The organism is Croceivirga thetidis, from assembly GCF_012272815.1.
Classification (GTDB): domain Bacteria; phylum Bacteroidota; class Bacteroidia; order Flavobacteriales; family Flavobacteriaceae; genus Croceivirga; species Croceivirga thetidis.
Map to the genome: position 1 here is coordinate 903,959 of NZ_JAAWWL010000001.1, position 17,227 is coordinate 921,185.

Genomic DNA, 17,227 nt, shown 5'->3' on the forward strand with positions numbered 1-17,227 from the left:
TCAAATAAGCTTTACTTATTGAGAACTAGTCTTGTGAAAGCTTAACGATAAGTAGGTCGAGGCCTCCTTTGTTTTCAGTATCTGGAAGGTCTTTACTTGCCGACTCACCAACCATTATGTAATCGCCTTCAGAAGTCTCAATAGCGTCGTATGCAAAATCGAGACCAAGCCCGCCAAAGCTCTGTTGCCAAAGTAGTTGACCCTCGGAATCCGTTTTGAGTAACCAAAAGTCGTTTTCACCAAAATTTTGTGTGGCATCACCATCAAAACTCTTGGTCGTGCCGGCAATCAAAAAACCACCGTCCGCAGTAAGTTTCACACTATTCCCATTATCAAAAGCACTGCCCCCAAAACTTTTTTGCCATTGCAATGCTCCTTCACCATTTAATTTTACCAACCAGACATCTGATTCGCCATTATTTTTGGTTACTTGAATATCGTTACTGAATGTGCTTCCCACTATTACATATCCACCATCTGAAGTTCTAGCGATATCTTGGGCCTGTTCTATTCCTGTTCCACCGAGTGATTCTTCCCATTCTAATAATCCGTTTTTATCGACTTTGACCACCCAAAAATCATAACTCCCCTTTGAATTCGTAATATCAAAATCCTCACTTTCTGTAAAACCAGCCATTACATAACCACCATCATGTCCTTCAACAACCCCGTGTGCCCTATCGTTGTTGGTTCCGCCAAAGTATTTTCTCCAATTCAATTCACCACTGTTATCGACTTTTGTCCCCCAAAATTCTCCAACTCCGTGGGCAGATAAACTCGATTTGTCAGTTGCCCCTGCACCATTCGAAGATGTGACATCAAGAAAGCCAGAAAAAAAGAAACCTCCATCAACGGTTTCGACCAAATCGTAAGAGTGGTCGTGGCCTGAAAAACCAAAACTTTTTTCCCATAGAATATTTCCCGTACCATCCAACTTTAAAATCCAGTTGTCATGAAACCCTTCGTTATTACTAGCGTCTCCATCATCGCTTTGTGCGTATCCAGTAATGGCGTAGCCCCCATCTGAAGTTTGGATAATTGCTTGACCGCGATCATCTCCACTACCACCATAAGTCTTTTGCCATTCTAAATTCGAGGCGCTATCAAATTTTAATAGCCAATAATCATTGACGATAAGTGATTTTTCAGACAAATCGCCGTCAGTACTATTGGTGAAACCAAATACCGCGAAACCGCCATCTTTGGTTTCAATAATTGAACGAGGACTATCATCGCCAGAACCGGCAAAATTTTTGATCCAAATTACATTTGTAAAATCGGAGGGAGTGCTGTCTACACCTTCAACTGTATAACTGTCATCAATACACGAAATGGCCAATAAGCCAACTAAAAAAGCCCATAACTTTTTCATTGCCTTACTCTGTTTTTTTGACAATAAAAAGTCCTGTATTACTATCATTAATTAGAACTTTGCCACTATCAAAATATGGGTATACACTCCAAACACCATTAAAACTGGCAGTATTGTTCGAAGGAAAAGTATCAAAGAAACCAACTTCAGTCAGGTTTTCATTTGCTATATCTGAAATGTCAATAAGACGCATTCCGGCAGTGTAGTTCGCTAGGTAATATTCATTACCAAATACGTAACCATTGTGGTCAATTGCCGCAGTTGGGCCTAAATATTCAGTGTGCAAAACCGGGCTGTCTAAATTCTCAAAATCAAAGACCAGGGTTCTTGAATTAAATCCAAAATTGATTTCATCCACCTCATCCCCAAGAATAAAATAGCGATGGTCATCTGTGAACCATCCTTGATGGGTGTAGCCCAACTGGCTGTACCCCAAGTCAGCTATTGTAGTAGGATTGGATTTGTCAGTAATATCAACAATCACAACCCTATTTTCATTTGAGCCGACATAGATTTCGCGACCCGAATAATCAGTGTCTGGGCCGTTGTAGGTAACCACTTGACCGTCATGGCTATAACCACTGTCACCATAACCACCTACACCGCTAGGATTCATTGGGTCTGAAATATCGATAAAATGGACACCTCCATTAAAGGCATCTCCTCGGGCAGTACCTACGGGATACGCAAATCCCATTTCTTCATTTATCACAATGTTGTGTGCATTGCCAATACCGGTATATCGTGCATCGGAAGAAAAATTTTGGGGTGTAGTTACGTTTCTCAGCTTGGTAAGGTCAAAAACTTGCATACCATGATTGTTAGCCTCAGAAACAATGAAGGCATAATCACCAAAAATTTTAATATCGCGCCAAGTACTTGAAGAAGTTGCTGTTGGTAACTTACCCAAAAAAATTGGATCATCACCGCTTATATCAATAAAGGCAGTGCCATTATCCAAACCTGCCAACGCATACTCATTACCCGTCGTGCTATCGGTCCAACCCCAAACATCGTTTGCCGAATTGGCGTCCATTTCAGATAAAGTTACCAAACCCAAGAGGCCAAAACCATTACAGGGATAAATACCGGCCATCCCACCTTGACAAGGTTGGGCTCCGGTTGTCATGGGGTCATCGTCAGATGTCATAGGATCATCATCGGACGACGGATCGTCATCGGACATACCGATGATATCATTAATATTACCAGAATCATCGCTTCCACTGCAAGAAACAATACAGCACATAACCAAGCACAACAAGAGGTTGAAAAATAATTTCATGGGGATCAATTTTTTATTAAAGGTACAATTTAATTAAGCCCTTAACTTTGCCAAATGCTAGAAAACAAAAATCAAGAACGAACCTCAATCGAAAATTTAGGTGAATTTGAGCTAATCAACCATCTTACTAAAGGATTTGAATTAAACCATAAATCAACGGTAAAAGGTATTGGTGATGATGCTGCGATATTGGACCATGAAGGTCAAAAGACCATAGTTTCGACTGATTTATTGGTAGAGGGTGTTCATTTTGATTTGTCCTACATGCCTTTAAAACACCTAGGTTACAAATCAGTGATTGTGAATCTATCCGATATCTATGCGATGAATTCCATAGCCACCCAAATAACAGTTTCAATTGCCGTATCCAATAGGTTCCCTCTTGAAGCTCTAGAAGAATTTTATGCTGGCGTGGCCACGGCCTGTAAAGTTTATGGTATTGACCTAATTGGTGGTGATACCACTTCCTCTAATAAAGGCATGCTAATAAGCGTCACCGCCCTTGGTGTTTCGAATACTGAAAATATTGTGTACCGTTCCAATGCCAAACCTAATGATCTATTGGTGGTTTCAGGTGATTTAGGCGGAGCGTATCTTGGTCTTCAGGTTTTGGAAAGGGAAAAGGAGGTGTTTAAAGTAAATCCGAATAACCAGCCTGATTTAGATCCTTATTCCTACATAGTTGAACGTCAACTCAAACCTGAGGCGCGAAAAGACATTGTTGAATTATTAGAAAAACTTGAAGTAAGGCCCACGGCGATGATTGATATCAGCGACGGGCTTTCTTCTGAAATTCTACATCTATGTAAAGAAAGTACTGTTGGGTGTAATCTATTTGAAGATAAAATTCCATTGGATCCAACAGTGATTTCGTCTGCCGAAGAATTTCAAATGGATAGCACAATGATTGCCCTAAGTGGAGGTGAAGACTACGAACTATTATTTACGATTGGTCAAGACGATTTTACTAAAATCAAGGGAAATCCCAATCTAACCATCATAGGTCATATGACGGACCATTCTGAAGGGATTCATTTGGTAACCAGAGCGAACGAAAAAATTCCGATTACGGCCAGAGGTTGGAATTCTTTTAACGGAGATTAAGCAACTTTTTGTTTTTTCTGTCGCTTACTTCGTCTTTGATATAATTTGTGCACCTCATAGTTTATCTCTTTTAATCTGGAGGTCAAAGGTTCCAATTTGCCATTAGGTGCCGTTGTCACTTCTTTTTGACAGTTGGTGCACTTGTATTCTTTTATATGTCGAGTGATTTGTTTGGAAACCACATAATTGTGGCCAAATATTTGGCAATATACCCCAGTGATTTTATTGCCTTTGGGGGATGCGGAATTTGTCATTAGCCTATTTAGGTTTTAGTTACATATCTTCGATTTTTGGGGTAAGCGGTTTTGATCCAATTGGGGTTAAAAAGTTATGGAGTTTTAATAACCGTTAGTAGCGAAGAAAATAAATTAAGTTAGTTGTTACTTTCAATTAAGTAGAGCTCCCGCTCTAAAAATTTAAATACTCAAATTCTAATACGCTGGAAAATACGACTTTAGACGATATTAACAAATAATTATGAATAAAAAAAGTGTACTGCTGATTGGCTTCGCCCTTTTCTCGCTCTTTTTTGGTGCTGGAAATTTAATTCTTCCACCTTTTTTAGGCCTTAATGCTGGGGAATCTTGGTGGATAGTAGCTATAGGTTTTTGCCTTTCGGCTGTTTTTATTCCTTTATTGGGTCTATTGGCTCACGCCAAATTACAGGGCACACTTTTTGACTTTGGCAAGAAAGTATCACCAACGTTCAGTTTGGTTTACTGTCTACTAGTTTATCTTATATCAATTACACTGCCTTCGCCAAGAACAGCCTCTGTAACTCATGAAATGGCGATTCAACCAATTTTCAATAGTTCTCCATGGTTAACCAGTATTCTATATTTTATTCTGGTCTTAATTTTCGTTTTGAACCGTTCTAAAATTTTGGACGTAATCGGCAAGCTATTGACGCCAGCCATAATTCTATTGTTAATGGCAATAATTATTGAAGCACTTTTTGGATTCGATTTTTCTTTTGATCCAACCCAGTTCGAGAATTCCTTCTCTGCAGGCATTTTAGAAGGTTACCAAACCTTTGATGCGATAGGTGCAGTAGTCGTTGGCGGAGTCATTATTATTAGTATCAACTTGAAATTTAAAGACTACTCCAAAGCTGATAAAAAAAGGTTGATTATTGGTGGAAGCTTAGTTGCAGCATTTGGACTTCTATTGATGTACGTTGGCTTGATTCTTACGGGAGCGCTCACCCAAACGAATTTTGAACTGGATGTAACCCGAACAGCGTTACTCAGCGGAATAAGCAAATTAACTTTGGGTACGACTGCCACTCTGTTTTTGAGTATTCTTGTTAGTTTGGCCTGTTTTACGACTGCCGTCGGTATAGTTACGGGTACTGCGGATTATATTAAAGGCAGATTCCATGATTCACAACTGGCATATAAAATTACTGCGGTGATTGGGTGTGTCTTAGGGGTTTTGATGGGTCAATTTGATGTGGGCTACATCATAGCAGTTGCCCTTCCAGCACTTATGTTCATTTATCCTGTGACTATTGTGCTGATATTGTTAAATGTAGTACCAGAAAAATATGCCTCTACAGCTGTTTTTAAAGCTGTGGTTATGGCTACCATTATCTTTAGTATCCCTGATTTCATTGGCAGTCTTGGTTATGGCAACAGCATTTTGGCTCTTCAAAATTTGATTCCATTATCCAAATTTCATTTGGGGTGGATGATTCCAGCCTTAGTCACCTTTATATTTTCCAATGCATTTTACCAGGTAAACACTCAAGAAAATAAATTATAAATAGTAGGAATTTTAACACGGTGTTAATTCCTTACTAAAGTCAACTTGTAAGAAAACTATAGCGTTTTCCATGTCGTAGATATAAGGAAATTCAAAAACACTTATATGAAAACGATCAACACAATCAAATCAATCGCTTTGGTTGCTGCATTAGCCGCAACCTCAATTTCTTTTGCCCAAGAAGAGGATATGAGAAAAGCCAAATTGCAAGGTGAAAAAATGATGGAAAAAGCCGTAATGGTAGGAGGTGCTGAAATGCTTCCCACAAAAAACATCATTGAAAATGCAGTCAACTCTGAAGATCACACCACCCTGGTAGCAGCCGTAAAAGCTGCCGGACTGGTTGAAACCTTATCTGGAGAAGGACCATTTACAGTATTTGCTCCAACCAACGCCGCTTTTGAAAAATTACCGGAAGGTACTGTTGAAACCCTATTGAAGGAAACAAATAAAAACCAATTGATAGCTGTGCTTACCTATCATGTTTTACCCGGTAAGTTCGAAGCAAAAGATGTGATTGAAGCCATCAAAGAAGGAAAAGGAAAGGCAGTATTGACCACAGTGAATGGTGGTACCTTAACCGCCATGTTAGATGGAAAAAGTGTAAAAATTCAAGATGAAAATGGCAATGTGGCCACGGTAACCCAAGCCAATGTTTTTCAATCCAACGGTGTTATTCATGTAACGGATACAGTTTCCTTGCCATCAGCAGAGGAAGCAGAAGAAATGGAAGACAACAAATAAGATTCGAAGATTTATATTTTGGAAAAGCGCCTAAGTGGGCGCTTTTTTTGTAATTAAGATTTTCAAAGATTTGAAAGCTATTATGGTTAAGATTCTATTTATTCATAAGCTCCTCAATCTCCTCTGCTTCTAAAGGAATGTTCTTCATGAGGTTAAAGGGTTCGCCTGATTCTTGAATAACAACATCATCTTCCAAACGAATCCCAAAACCTTCCTCTGGAATATAAATACCCGGCTCAACCGTAAAAACCATATTCGCTTTCATTGGGGTTTTTAATTCACCATAATCATGGGTGTCCAATCCTATGTGATGGCTGGTTCCATGCATAAAGTACTTTTTGTAGGCTGGTTTTTCTGGATTTTCATTTTGAACGTCTGCCTTATCCAACAAACCGAGTCCTAATAATTCTGAAGTCATGATTTTACCGACTTCTTTATGATAATCAGCCCAAATTGTTCCGGGCACCAACATTTTTGTAGCCTCATTCTTTACGTGAAGTACGGCATTGTATACTTCTTTTTGCCGCGCTGTGAATTTACCACTTACAGGTATGGTCCTTGTCATATCGCTAGAGTAATTGGCATATTCAGCACCAACATCCATCAAAATCAAATCACCTGCCTTACATTGCTGATTGTTTTCTATGTAGTGCAATACGTTGGCATTATTTCCTGAAGCAATAATCGGTGTATACGCAAATCCTTTACTTCTATTTCTAATGAATTCATGCAGGTATTCGGCTTCTAATTCATACTCCCAAACACCGGGTTTTGTAAAAGCCAAAATTCTACGAAATCCCTTTTCGGTAATATCACAGGCCTTTTGCATTAATTCCAATTCCTCTGCCTCTTTTACTCCTCGAATTTGCTGTAAAATAGGATTACTCTTTGCAACCGAATGGGCTTTAAATTCACTCTTGCACTTCTCAATAAAACGGTCCTCCCTGGTTTGGGTCTCTACTGCTTGTCGATAGTGTTCATTTGTATTGAAATAAATGGTATGTGCCTCGGTCATTAAGTCAAAAAAGACCTTATTAAACTCACTTAACCAATGAATTGTTTCTATTCCAGAAACTGCCTTTGCCTGTTCTTTTGTCAACTTTGCACCTTCCCAAACCGAGATGTGTTCATTGGTTTCTCGAACAAAAAGTACTTCACGGTGTTTGGAATCCATGGCATCAGGGAACAACACTAAAATTGTTTCTTCTTGGTCAGCTCCACACAAATAAAAAATATCACTATGCTGTTCAAATGGCATGGTGCCATCTGCACTGGTAGGATAAGTATCGTTCGAGTTGAAGACCGCAATGCTTTTGGGCATCATTTGCGCCATAAATTTTTGTCGGTTCTTCCTAAAAAGTGTGTTTGGGATGGGTAGGTATTTCATTGCCATTGCGTTTGTTCAAATGTACCAATTTGAACAAATAAAAAAGGAGCCTTAAAAGACTCCTTTACTTTTTTAAGTATTGCTAATATTACTTTGCCATGGCACTTTTAATGGCGCCGATTATTGCCATAATAACGCCACCGCCGACGCCACCACCTGCAACACTGCCCAAAATGCCCGAAAGGTCCATTCCGCCATCAGTACCTAATCCCAACATACCCAAAAGGTAGCCCCCGAGGCCCCCTCCTAGAATACCTGAGATTGAATTACCCAAAGTGCCCAAATTAAGTTTTGGTAATAGCTTTCCTGCTAAATTACCTCCTACGGCTCCTGATACCAATTGAATAATAAGCGGTAAATACTCTTCCATTTCTTTATAGTTTATGTGGTTACTTGATAATAAATAAACATAAAAATTATCATTTTCACAATTTTTTAAGATTTTATCTGCCTACTTATCAGTATTCTAACAAAAAAAAGGAGCCTTGAAGGGCTCCTTATAGTCTCACTTTGGTTGCACGTTATTTAGACGTTGCTTTGTATTGTACTTTGAAAGTACATATGCCTTTTAATTCCTATTAAGTGGAATAATATTTCTTACGAGTTAAGCCGTAAATAACGTAGGTTTTTTCAAAAATCACAATACCAAAAATTATTTTTCTCGAATTTGATACAAATTGTTCCATTTATCACAATTTGTTCTGATTCCTTTTCTTCATACCTTCCCTTTTTAAATCACACCATCCATGAAATATCTTATTTGTCTTCTATTAACTTCCACTTTTTGTTTAGCACAAATAAATCCGACATCGGCAGACAATCTTGAAAATGCTGCAAAGCAAAAAATTGCAATGGCCGAGAGTTCATTGCTGAAAAACATCCCACTCAAAAACATAGGGCCAGCAATAATGAGTGGTCGCGTTGTGGATTTGGACGTAAATCCTTTAGATGCAACCGAATTTTATGTTGCTTATGCCTCAGGTGGATTGTGGCATACTTCTGATAATGGTATTTCGTTCACACCAATTATGGACAATAGTGAAACCCAAAATATTGGGGATATCGCTGTGCATTGGAACAGTGGTACCATTTGGGTCGGAACCGGTGAAAACAATGCGTCTCGCTCAAGTTATGCCGGAATTGGAATTCTAAAGTCCACTAATAATGGAAAATCATGGGAAAATATGGGCTTGGCCGATTCTCACCACATTGGTCGAATTATAATTAATCCGAAAAATCCAAACGACGTTGTGGTTGGGGTAACGGGCCACTTGTATTCTCCTAATCAAGAACGTGGTATTTACAAGACCATTGATGGTGGTAAGACCTGGAATAAAACCTTATTCGTTGATGATAATACTGGAATTATTGATGTTGCAGTCGACCCCAATAACTTCTACACCCAGTATGCCGCTGCTTGGCAAAAAGATAGAAAAGCATGGGATTTTATTGGTAACGGAAATGGTTCGGGTATCTACAAAAGCAATGATGGTGGAGCTAACTGGACATTAATAAGTACGGCTGAAAGTGGATTCCCTCAAGGAGAGGGTGTCGGGCGTATTGGTCTGGCTGTTTTTGATGAAAGTACCATCTATGCTGTACACGATAACCAGTATCGAAGGGAAAAGAAAACAATGGCCAGTAAGTCAGAAGGACTTGAAAAAGATGATTTCAAAACCATGGATAAGGCCACCTTTCTAGCATTAAGTGATGGTAAACTCAATCAATTTTTAAAAAACAATGGATTCCAAGAAAAATATAAGGCCAACAATGTGAAAAACATGGTTCGGGATGGTGTAGTTCAACCCATAGACTTGGCTAAATATCTTGAAAATGCAAACTCGCAGTTGTTCGATACGCCCGTAATTGGTGCAGAGGTTTATAGAAGTGTCGATGCAGGAAAAACTTGGCAGAAAACCAACCAAAATTACATTGATGATCTTTTTTACAGTTATGGCTACTATTTTGCGCAGATAAGGGTTGACCCTTCGGATAAGGACAAAATATACCTAGCAGGGGTCCCCTTAATAATGTCAGCAGATGGTGGCGCTACCTTTACTTCAATCAGTAAAGAAAATGTACACTCTGACCATCATGCCCTTTGGATAAACCCTAAAAAACCTGGTCATCTTATCAATGGTAACGATGGTGGTGTTAATATCACGTACAATGATGGTAAGGTCTGGATGAAAAACAACTCCCCTTCAGTAGGTCAATTTTATGCCATAAACGTGGATAATCAAGAACCTTACAATGTCTATGGTGGCCTACAGGATAATGGGGTTTGGATGGGCGCCCACAACACTGAAGAAAGTAACCGTTGGCAGTCTTCAGGCGAAAATCCTTGGAAAGGGATTATGGGTGGTGATGGTATGCAAGTTCAAATTGACAATCGTGACCACAATATTGTCTACACAGGATTTCAATTCGGCAATTATTTTCGACTGAATTTAAAAAGTGGGGCCAGAAAACGCATTCAACCCAAACATGAGCTAGGTGAAAATCCCTACCGATTCAACTGGCAAACTCCAATTCTATTATCACCCCACAATCAAGATATTTTATACTTGGGTGGAAACAAGTTACATAGATCAATGAACCAAGGTGACGATTGGTCTACGATTTCAAATGACCTCACTAAGGGAGGCAAGAAGGGAAATGTGGCATATGGTACCATCACTACAATTTCAGAATCGCCATTTCAATTTGGTTTACTTTATGTAGGCTCCGACGATGGCCTAGTTCATATTTCAAAAAATGCCGGTGGAAGCTGGGACAACATCTCAACAAACTTGCCTAAAGACATGTGGGTAAGTGAAGTAGCAGCTTCAAAACACAAAAAAGAACGTGTATTTGTTACCTTAAATGGGTATCGGTGGGATAATTTTACGCCACTTGTTTTTATGAGTGATGATTATGGAAAAACCTGGGCGAACATTTCAAGTGGTATTCCAACATCACCTGTAAATGCATTGGTAGAAGACCCTGAAAATGAAAATTTAATATTCGTTGGAACGGACAATGGACTTTATGCCTCAATTGATCTTGGTAAATCTTGGCACTTAATGCAAAATGGAATGCCAAATGTCGCTGTTCATGATCTAGTTATCCAACCCGAGGCCAAAGATTTATTAGTTGGCACACACGGCCGTAGTATTTATAGAGCCGATATTTCGACTTTACAAAAAATTTCGGCTGGTCTCATTAAAAAAGCGCTTACGGTTTTTGACGTTGGATCAATTAAACACTCAAAAAGATGGGGCAATAGTTGGAGCAGCTGGGGCGAACCGAATACCCCTGGGCTTGATATTCCTTTTTACTGTACCTCAGCAGGACAATGCACCGCATCTGTAAAAACAGCAGACGGCGTTGAAGTAAGTTCTACCCAACTTGATGCAGATAAAGGAATCAACATTTTATCTTATGATGTTGCCTTTTCAAAAGAAGGAAAAAAGAATTTTTTAAAGCGAAATAAAAAGCAATTAAAAGAAGCCAATAACGGGAAAACCTATTTGCCAAAAGGAACCTATACTGTTGAAATTTCGGGCAGTGGCAATATGGATTCCATTCAATTTGAGATTGAGTAATGCAATTATCACTTAGCATTCCCGCACTTTTATTTCCTGCAATTTCATTGACTATGCTGGCCTACAACGCCAGGTATTTGGCAATTGCAGCTTTGATTCGTCAACTGCATGCCCAATTTGAAGATTCGCAATCGAGCCCTTTAAAACTGCAAATTGAATCGCTCAGAAAACGCTTGAACATTATTAAAAATATGCAGGCGACTGCTATTATAAGTTTTCTTTTGGCTGCCGTGACCATGTTCTTGATTTATGTGGAATTTGATGTTTGGGCAAATATCATTTTCGGCATAAGTCTCATTTTTTTAATGATTTCACTACTACTCTCCTTGATTGAAGTGCAATTATCAACGAAGGCCCTTGGAATTCAATTGAATAATATGGATAAATGAGACTTGTTAAACATCAAGAGTTGCCCGAACTTGGCGTGAGCCACAATAAAGAAATCAAAAAAAAGACCATGATATCCGCTGGTGAAATACCCCAACTTATGATGTTTGGTTCTGCTATTTTCTTGCCTGGACAAAAAGTTGATTTGCACAAACATGATACCATGACCGAAGTGTTTTATATTCAAAAGGGAAAGGCTGAATTTACCGTTGAAGAAAAAACTTTGATACTTGAAAAAGGGCATTGTATTACCATTGAAGCTGGTGAAATGCATCGACAATCAAACCCCTTTACCAAGCCCGTTGAGTGGTTATATTTTGGTATTGCATTAGACTGACTAACGAAAATACCCAGTTTCTTGCCGAGAATTCCATTGCTTTATTGGGGTTAATCTGTATTTTTAAGGGATTAAACCAACATTAATTAACGATGAAGCGTGTCGTTGACACATCCCACTTCAAAAACATACGCGAAATACGGGAGTACCATTTCGGTAAGTTCTATTTTTTTAACGGCCTTGTTATAGGAGAACTTAATGAAGGTATCACCTTTAATTGGGAGATGGGCAAACGCGCAATTGATGCCGCTCATGAGGTTTTCGGTAAAGACCTGCCAATCGCGTATATCTCGAATCGAATCAATAAGTACTATGTTGTTCCAGCAGATTGGAGCAAATTCTTTTCAAATCGCCATCAACTTTTATTTTACTCCGTAGTTGGTGATACAAAAGGCAGTTTTGCAAGTTTGATTATGGAAAAGGTCTTTTTTGGCAACACGATTAAAAAATTCTATGATTTGGAGGAGGCCATTGAATGGTCGCTAAAAAAAATTGAAGTCCATCGGGCAACAAACCAGAACGGTACTTCCCTATCTTCCGATATGGAATAGGGCATCACCCTGATTGACCACAGCTTGGTGATTGATACAAAACACATAGCCGTCTAGTGGTGACTTTATCGATTTACTTTTTTTCGCAAAAGTATCTGACACCAATCCCAATACCTGTCCTTTCATTATTTTGGTTCCATTCTTAATTTTTGGTACAAACATGCCGGCCCTTGGAGCTCTTAGCCATCTGGTAACCTCCAAATGTACCGATTGGTTTGTTTTAATTTGAGGAGTGCCTAGCATGTCAAAGTACTTTAAAACATTACGTATTCCAGCACAAGCAGTTTCAATAGCATTTTCATCGAAACGCATACTTTCTCCAGCTTCATAAACAAGAATTGATTTTCCCATTTTAAATGAGGCTTTACGAAAAGATCCAGAAATAAGCTTTGAGGCAAATTGAAAAGGTGCTTCAAAACTACTTGCAACCTCTGCACTTAACTTATCTCCCTCGGTATAACGAACTTGTGGAAAATTATTTCGTTGACCTCCTCCGGTGTGCAAATCAATACCAAAATCAATTTGAGGTAAAATCTCATTGGTATAATGATAGGCTATCCTACTGGCCAATGAACCACTCTTGCGGCCAGGAAAACTTCGGTTTACATCTTTACCGTCAGGAACATCCCTAGAAAAGTGAATAAATCCAAAAATATTTACAATGGGTACCACCACAACTGCGCCTTTATTCAATTTAAAAGATTCCCCTTCCAACATACGGCGCAAGGTTTCCACTCCATTTATTTCATCACCATGCAAACCGGCTTGAATCAATACTACCGGCCCAGGCTTTTTTGCATTAAAAACATGTACTGGAATATCGATTAACGTTCCGGTTGGTAATCGGGCAATGTTGATTTTAACCAGTTTAGATTCTCCCGGAGGAATCTTATCCCCATTTATCGTAATGACTTTATTTTCGTCTTCTCCCAACATTTCTTTCTACGAACTGTATAATGTGTTTTGCTACATTGATATTTGTTGCGTGTTCGATGCCCTTTAAACCAGGCGATGCGTTCACTTCTATCAAAACAGGGCCATTTTTAGACCGCATTAAATCTACTCCGGCCACGCCCAACCCAAGATATTTTGCTGCATTAACCGCTATTTTGGCTTCTTTTGGAGAGATTTGAACTGCAACGGTATCTCCACCCCGGTGAACATTTGAGCGAAAATCATCCAATTGACTTGTTCGTTTCATACTTGCAACAACCTTACTGCCCACCACGATAATTCGAATGTCTTCACCATTGGCTTCCTCTATAAAACGTTGCATCAAAATACTGGTATCCATCTTGTAGAAGGTATCGATAATTGACTTAGCCGATTTTTGACTTTCTGCCAAAATCACTCCACGGCCTTGGGTTCCCTCCTGCAGTTTTATAATAACAGGTGCACCACCCAATATTCGTAGTTGGTCACCAATATTGTCTGGGTTTATGGAAAATAAGGTTTCTGGTATGGGAATTCCTTTTCGTGCCATAATCTGCAGGGTTCTCACCTTATTACGTGCACGTGTAATCCCCAATGAACGGGCAGTGCTAAAAATATCGTTCATCTCAAACTGCTTTACAATTGCAGCGCCGTGCCGGGTTACTTTGGTTCCAATTCTTGGGATTATGGCGTCAAATTCGTTGGTGATGTCTTCTTCACCAATAAAGATCTTGGGTTGGCCTTCTCCGAGCTTTACAGAACATTTTGTATGGTCTATTAACTCAACATAATGGCCTAAAGCTTCAGCTTCTTGAGCAATTCTTCGAGTGGAATGAACTCCGAGGCTAACGGAGAGCAAGGCAATATCCATTTTAGGCAAATCAGATTATTCACAATATCGGAAAAAAACGATTCTTCCACATGTATTTATAAATCAACTTTTGTTCAATGATTAATACTCAAATTGAGTTTATTGTAACTTTTGGTTCAACAAGAATTCAATCTCCTTAAAACGCTTCTAAATAAGAAGTTGTTAATCGTAGATTTCTTGTTAAAGAATTACCTGTGCCGTAAATTTGTTGAAAACTTTATCATAATGAGCGGACTTATAAAATCCTCTTTGGCCCGAAAATTTGTAATGGCACTTTCGGGTCTTTTTTTGGTCTTTTTTCTACTTCAACACTTTACCATAAATATTACATCTGTGGTGGCACCCGACACCTTTAACTCGTGGTCTCATTTTATGGGTTACAATCCAGTTGTACAATACATTTTACAACCTGTATTAATTGCTGGGGTCATTATCCATTTTATTATGGGATTTATTCTAGAGATTCAGAATAGAAATGCCCGTGGAGTTTCTTATGTCAAATACAAAGGCAGTGCAAATGCACCTTGGGTTTCTAGAAATATGATTTATTCCGGGCTCGTGGTTTTGGCATTTTTAGGCTTGCACATGTACGACTTCTGGGTACATGAAATGAGTTACAAATATGTGCAGGGGCTCGCCGAAGACCCAACACGATATCACGAAGAGACGGTGGTCAAATTTGAGCCTTTCTGGAGAACCGTAATTTATGTTGTTTCGTTTGCTCTTCTGGCATTACATCTATGGCATGGATTCGCTTCTTCATTCCAAAGCATGGGTGTGAACAACAAATACACTGCGGCAATCAAAACATTTACAAAAATATTTTCGGTGGTGATTCCAATTGGCTTCGCAATTATTGCAATTTACCACCACCTTAACCCAATAACACACTAAAAAATGGCAGTATTGGATTCGAAAATTCCATCAGGCCCACTGGCCGATAAATGGACCAAACATAAAAATGAAATTGACCTGGTTAATCCAGCCAACAAACGAAACATCGATGTTATCGTTGTGGGTACTGGTTTAGCAGGAGGTTCCGCGGCTGCAACCCTGGCAGAATTGGGTTACAACGTCAAAACTTTTTGTTATCAAGATTCTCCTAGAAGGGCGCATTCCATTGCCGCACAGGGAGGGGTTAACGCAGCAAAAAATTACCAAGGTGATGGCGACAGTGTATACCGCCTTTTTTACGATACGGTAAAAGGAGGCGACTATCGCTCAAGGGAAGCTAATGTGCACCGTTTGGCAGAAGTTTCTACGAATATTATTGACCAATGTGTTGCTCAGGGTGTTCCTTTTGCACGCGAGTATGGCGGTCTTTTGGACAATAGATCCTTCGGCGGTGTTTTGGTTTCGAGAACTTTTTACGCAAAGGGACAAACCGGACAACAATTGCTTTTGGGTGCTTATGCTGCAATGAACAGACAAATTCAACGCGGTAAAATCAAATCGTTCACAAGGCACGAAATGTTGGATTTGGTTCTTGTGGATGGAAAGGCACGCGGAATTATTGCAAGAAATTTAGTGACTGGAGAAATTGAGCGACACGCTGCACACGCAGTCGTTCTAGCCACGGGAGGTTATGGGAACTTATTTTTCCTTTCGACTTACTGTATGGGGGCCAATGTAATGGCCGCTTGGAAAGCACATAAGAAAGGTGCGTACTTTGCTAATCCTTGTTTCACACAAATACACCCAACTTGTATTCCAGTTTCGGGTGACCATCAGTCGAAACTGACCTTAATGTCAGAATCATTACGAAATGATGGTCGTATTTGGGTGCCAGCAAAGAAAGAAGATGCTGAAGCTATACGAGCTGGAAAATTGAAACCAACCGAGATAGCTGAAGAAGACCGGGACTATTATCTGGAAAGAAGATATCCAGCATTTGGAAACCTCGTCCCCAGAGATGTCGCTTCTCGAGCAGCTAAAGAACGTTGTGATGCTGGTTTTGGAGTCAATAAAACTGGTGAAGCAGTTTACCTTGATTTTGATGCAGCCATTATGCGCTACGGTCGTGAAAAGGCTTTGACCTCTGGGATGAAAAATCCTGATGACGCTACCGTTCGAAAATTAGGTGAAGAAGTCGTAGAGGCCAAGTATGGAAACCTTTTTCAGATGTATGAAAAAATTGTAGATCAAAATCCGTACAAAACCCCTATGATGATTTATCCAGCCGTACACTACACTATGGGAGGTCTTTGGGTAGATTACAATCTGATGACCACAATCCCGGGTTGCTACGCGGCCGGAGAAGCAAATTTTAGTGATCATGGTGCGAACCGTCTTGGAGCATCGGCACTAATGCAAGGACTTGCCGATGGGTATTTTGTACTTCCTTACACTATTGGAGATTACCTAAGCGATGATATTAGAACTGGACCTATATCCACAGACACCAAAGAATTTGATGAAGCCGAGCAAAATGTTAGGGGCCGAATTGAAAAATTGATGTCTGCAAATGGACTAAATTCCGTTGATTACTACCACAAAAAATTAGGTAAAATCATGTGGAATAAATGTGGTATGGCTCGTAATGAAAAGGAATTGAAAGAAGCCGTTAAAGAAATTGCAGAGCTACGAAAAGATTTCTGGGAAAATGTAAAAGTTACCGGTGTCGCTGATGGCAAAAACCAAGAATTGGAAAAAGCCGGTCGTGTAGCTGACTTTCTAGAATTGGGAGAACTTTTTGCACTTGATGCTTTAAATAGAAACGAATCGTGTGGAGGTCATTTTAGAGAGGAATATCAAACCCCAGAAGGTGAAGCTTTACGTGATGATAAAAATTACAAATATGTTTCTGCCTGGGAATATAAAGGAGAACCAAGTAAAGCCAAACTTCACAAAGAAGACTTGGTTTATGAAAATATTGAAGTAAAAACAAGATCTTACAAATAACAAT

General features: G+C 39.4%; 16 protein-coding genes. 9 read left to right on the forward strand and 7 right to left on the reverse strand.

What is annotated here, in order from left to right:
* Nucleotides 1-25 precede the first annotated feature (25 nt).
* A complete protein-coding gene (locus HCU67_RS04110; RefSeq protein ID WP_168551309.1) occupies nucleotides 26-1,372 on the reverse strand; it encodes a hypothetical protein in 1,347 nt (448 codons plus the stop codon).
* Between the two features lie 4 nt (nucleotides 1,373-1,376).
* A complete protein-coding gene (locus HCU67_RS04115) occupies nucleotides 1,377-2,657 on the reverse strand; it encodes a choice-of-anchor B family protein (protein ID WP_246865698.1) in 1,281 nt (426 codons plus the stop codon).
* 54 nt (nucleotides 2,658-2,711) lie between these two features.
* On the opposite strand from HCU67_RS04115, the gene thiL reads away from it, so the two are divergent.
* Nucleotides 2,712-3,761, forward strand: a complete 1,050-nt coding sequence (gene thiL / locus HCU67_RS04120; protein ID WP_168551310.1) for a thiamine-phosphate kinase — start codon at nucleotides 2,712-2,714, stop codon at nucleotides 3,759-3,761.
* On the opposite strand, the gene HCU67_RS04125 is transcribed toward thiL, so the two are convergent.
* Entirely contained in the window at nucleotides 3,758-4,015 is a 258-nt protein-coding gene (locus tag HCU67_RS04125) for a hypothetical protein (RefSeq protein WP_168551311.1), read from the reverse strand. The two genes, thiL and HCU67_RS04125, sit on opposite strands and share 4 nt — an antisense overlap.
* A 223-nt stretch (nucleotides 4,016-4,238) precedes the next feature.
* On the opposite strand from HCU67_RS04125, the gene brnQ reads away from it, so the two are divergent.
* Nucleotides 4,239-5,525: a branched-chain amino acid transport system II carrier protein gene (gene brnQ, locus HCU67_RS04130; protein WP_168551312.1), complete on the forward strand. Its 1,287-nt coding sequence runs from the start codon at nucleotides 4,239-4,241 to the stop codon at nucleotides 5,523-5,525.
* 105 nt (nucleotides 5,526-5,630) lie between these two features.
* Complete coding sequence (locus tag HCU67_RS04135; RefSeq protein ID WP_168551313.1) at nucleotides 5,631-6,269, forward strand: fasciclin domain-containing protein; 639 nt, start codon at nucleotides 5,631-5,633, stop codon at nucleotides 6,267-6,269.
* Nucleotides 6,270-6,363: 94 nt separating this feature from the next.
* Here HCU67_RS04135 and HCU67_RS04140 read toward each other — a convergent pair whose 3' ends face one another.
* Together HCU67_RS04140 and HCU67_RS04145 are read right to left on the reverse strand one after the other, a co-directional pair.
* Complete coding sequence (locus tag HCU67_RS04140; protein WP_168551314.1) at nucleotides 6,364-7,656, reverse strand: aminopeptidase P family protein; 1,293 nt, start codon at nucleotides 7,654-7,656, stop codon at nucleotides 6,364-6,366.
* A gap of 88 nt (nucleotides 7,657-7,744) precedes the next feature.
* Nucleotides 7,745-8,026: a hypothetical protein gene (locus HCU67_RS04145; protein WP_168551315.1), complete on the reverse strand. Its 282-nt coding sequence runs from the start codon at nucleotides 8,024-8,026 to the stop codon at nucleotides 7,745-7,747.
* Between the two features lie 376 nt (nucleotides 8,027-8,402).
* Between HCU67_RS04145 and HCU67_RS04150 the strand changes: the two genes are divergently transcribed.
* From HCU67_RS04150 to HCU67_RS04165, 4 genes are all read left to right on the forward strand, one after another.
* Nucleotides 8,403-11,243 carry a glycosyl hydrolase gene (locus HCU67_RS04150; RefSeq protein WP_168551316.1) on the forward strand — a complete coding sequence of 947 codons (2,841 nt, stop codon included), beginning with the start codon at nucleotides 8,403-8,405 and terminating at the stop codon, nucleotides 11,241-11,243.
* Nucleotides 11,243-11,632: a DUF2721 domain-containing protein gene (locus tag HCU67_RS04155; protein WP_168551317.1), complete on the forward strand. Its 390-nt coding sequence runs from the start codon at nucleotides 11,243-11,245 to the stop codon at nucleotides 11,630-11,632. The genes HCU67_RS04150 and HCU67_RS04155 overlap by 1 nt, the downstream gene beginning before the upstream one ends.
* Nucleotides 11,629-11,967, forward strand: coding sequence for a cupin domain-containing protein (locus HCU67_RS04160; protein ID WP_168551318.1), 339 nt, complete (start codon nucleotides 11,629-11,631; stop codon nucleotides 11,965-11,967). The genes HCU67_RS04155 and HCU67_RS04160 overlap by 4 nt, the downstream gene beginning before the upstream one ends.
* Nucleotides 11,968-12,059: 92 nt before the next feature.
* A complete protein-coding gene (locus tag HCU67_RS04165; protein ID WP_168551319.1) occupies nucleotides 12,060-12,518 on the forward strand; it encodes a hypothetical protein in 459 nt (152 codons plus the stop codon).
* Here the strand turns inward: HCU67_RS04165 and HCU67_RS04170 are convergent.
* Nucleotides 12,498-13,454, reverse strand: a complete 957-nt coding sequence (locus tag HCU67_RS04170) for a succinylglutamate desuccinylase/aspartoacylase family protein (protein WP_168551320.1) — start codon at nucleotides 13,452-13,454, stop codon at nucleotides 12,498-12,500. The two genes, HCU67_RS04165 and HCU67_RS04170, sit on opposite strands and share 21 nt — an antisense overlap.
* A complete protein-coding gene (locus tag HCU67_RS04175; RefSeq protein WP_168551321.1) occupies nucleotides 13,432-14,322 on the reverse strand; it encodes a RimK family alpha-L-glutamate ligase in 891 nt (296 codons plus the stop codon). The genes HCU67_RS04170 and HCU67_RS04175 overlap by 23 nt, the downstream gene beginning before the upstream one ends.
* A 225-nt stretch (nucleotides 14,323-14,547) precedes the next feature.
* On the opposite strand from HCU67_RS04175, the gene HCU67_RS04180 reads away from it, so the two are divergent.
* Nucleotides 14,548-15,216: a succinate dehydrogenase cytochrome b subunit gene (locus HCU67_RS04180; protein ID WP_168551322.1), complete on the forward strand. Its 669-nt coding sequence runs from the start codon at nucleotides 14,548-14,550 to the stop codon at nucleotides 15,214-15,216.
* A 3-nt stretch (nucleotides 15,217-15,219) separates the two neighbouring features.
* Nucleotides 15,220-17,223 carry a fumarate reductase/succinate dehydrogenase flavoprotein subunit gene (locus HCU67_RS04185; protein ID WP_168551323.1) on the forward strand — a complete coding sequence of 668 codons (2,004 nt, stop codon included), beginning with the start codon at nucleotides 15,220-15,222 and terminating at the stop codon, nucleotides 17,221-17,223.
* Nucleotides 17,224-17,227 lie beyond the last annotated feature (4 nt).

Excerpts from the sequence above, each read along its gene's own strand:
- HCU67_RS04110 (WP_168551309.1), bottom strand. The coding sequence starts at position 1,372 with ATGAAAAAGTTATGGGCTTTTTTAGTTGGCTTATTGGCCATTTCGTGT.
- HCU67_RS04115 (WP_246865698.1), bottom strand. The coding sequence starts at position 2,657 with ATGAAATTATTTTTCAACCTCTTGTTGTGCTTGGTTATGTGCTGTATT.
- thiL (WP_168551310.1), top strand. The coding sequence starts at position 2,712 with ATGCTAGAAAACAAAAATCAAGAACGAACCTCAATCGAAAATTTAGGT.
- HCU67_RS04125 (WP_168551311.1), bottom strand. The coding sequence starts at position 4,015 with ATGACAAATTCCGCATCCCCCAAAGGCAATAAAATCACTGGGGTATAT.
- brnQ (WP_168551312.1), top strand. The coding sequence starts at position 4,239 with ATGAATAAAAAAAGTGTACTGCTGATTGGCTTCGCCCTTTTCTCGCTC.
- HCU67_RS04135 (WP_168551313.1), top strand. The coding sequence starts at position 5,631 with ATGAAAACGATCAACACAATCAAATCAATCGCTTTGGTTGCTGCATTA.
- HCU67_RS04140 (WP_168551314.1), bottom strand. The coding sequence starts at position 7,656 with ATGAAATACCTACCCATCCCAAACACACTTTTTAGGAAGAACCGACAA.
- HCU67_RS04145 (WP_168551315.1), bottom strand. The coding sequence starts at position 8,026 with ATGGAAGAGTATTTACCGCTTATTATTCAATTGGTATCAGGAGCCGTA.
- HCU67_RS04150 (WP_168551316.1), top strand. The coding sequence starts at position 8,403 with ATGAAATATCTTATTTGTCTTCTATTAACTTCCACTTTTTGTTTAGCA.
- HCU67_RS04155 (WP_168551317.1), top strand. The coding sequence starts at position 11,243 with ATGCAATTATCACTTAGCATTCCCGCACTTTTATTTCCTGCAATTTCA.
- HCU67_RS04160 (WP_168551318.1), top strand. The coding sequence starts at position 11,629 with ATGAGACTTGTTAAACATCAAGAGTTGCCCGAACTTGGCGTGAGCCAC.
- HCU67_RS04165 (WP_168551319.1), top strand. The coding sequence starts at position 12,060 with ATGAAGCGTGTCGTTGACACATCCCACTTCAAAAACATACGCGAAATA.
- HCU67_RS04170 (WP_168551320.1), bottom strand. The coding sequence starts at position 13,454 with ATGTTGGGAGAAGACGAAAATAAAGTCATTACGATAAATGGGGATAAG.
- HCU67_RS04175 (WP_168551321.1), bottom strand. The coding sequence starts at position 14,322 with ATGGATATTGCCTTGCTCTCCGTTAGCCTCGGAGTTCATTCCACTCGA.
- HCU67_RS04180 (WP_168551322.1), top strand. The coding sequence starts at position 14,548 with ATGAGCGGACTTATAAAATCCTCTTTGGCCCGAAAATTTGTAATGGCA.
- HCU67_RS04185 (WP_168551323.1), top strand. The coding sequence starts at position 15,220 with ATGGCAGTATTGGATTCGAAAATTCCATCAGGCCCACTGGCCGATAAA.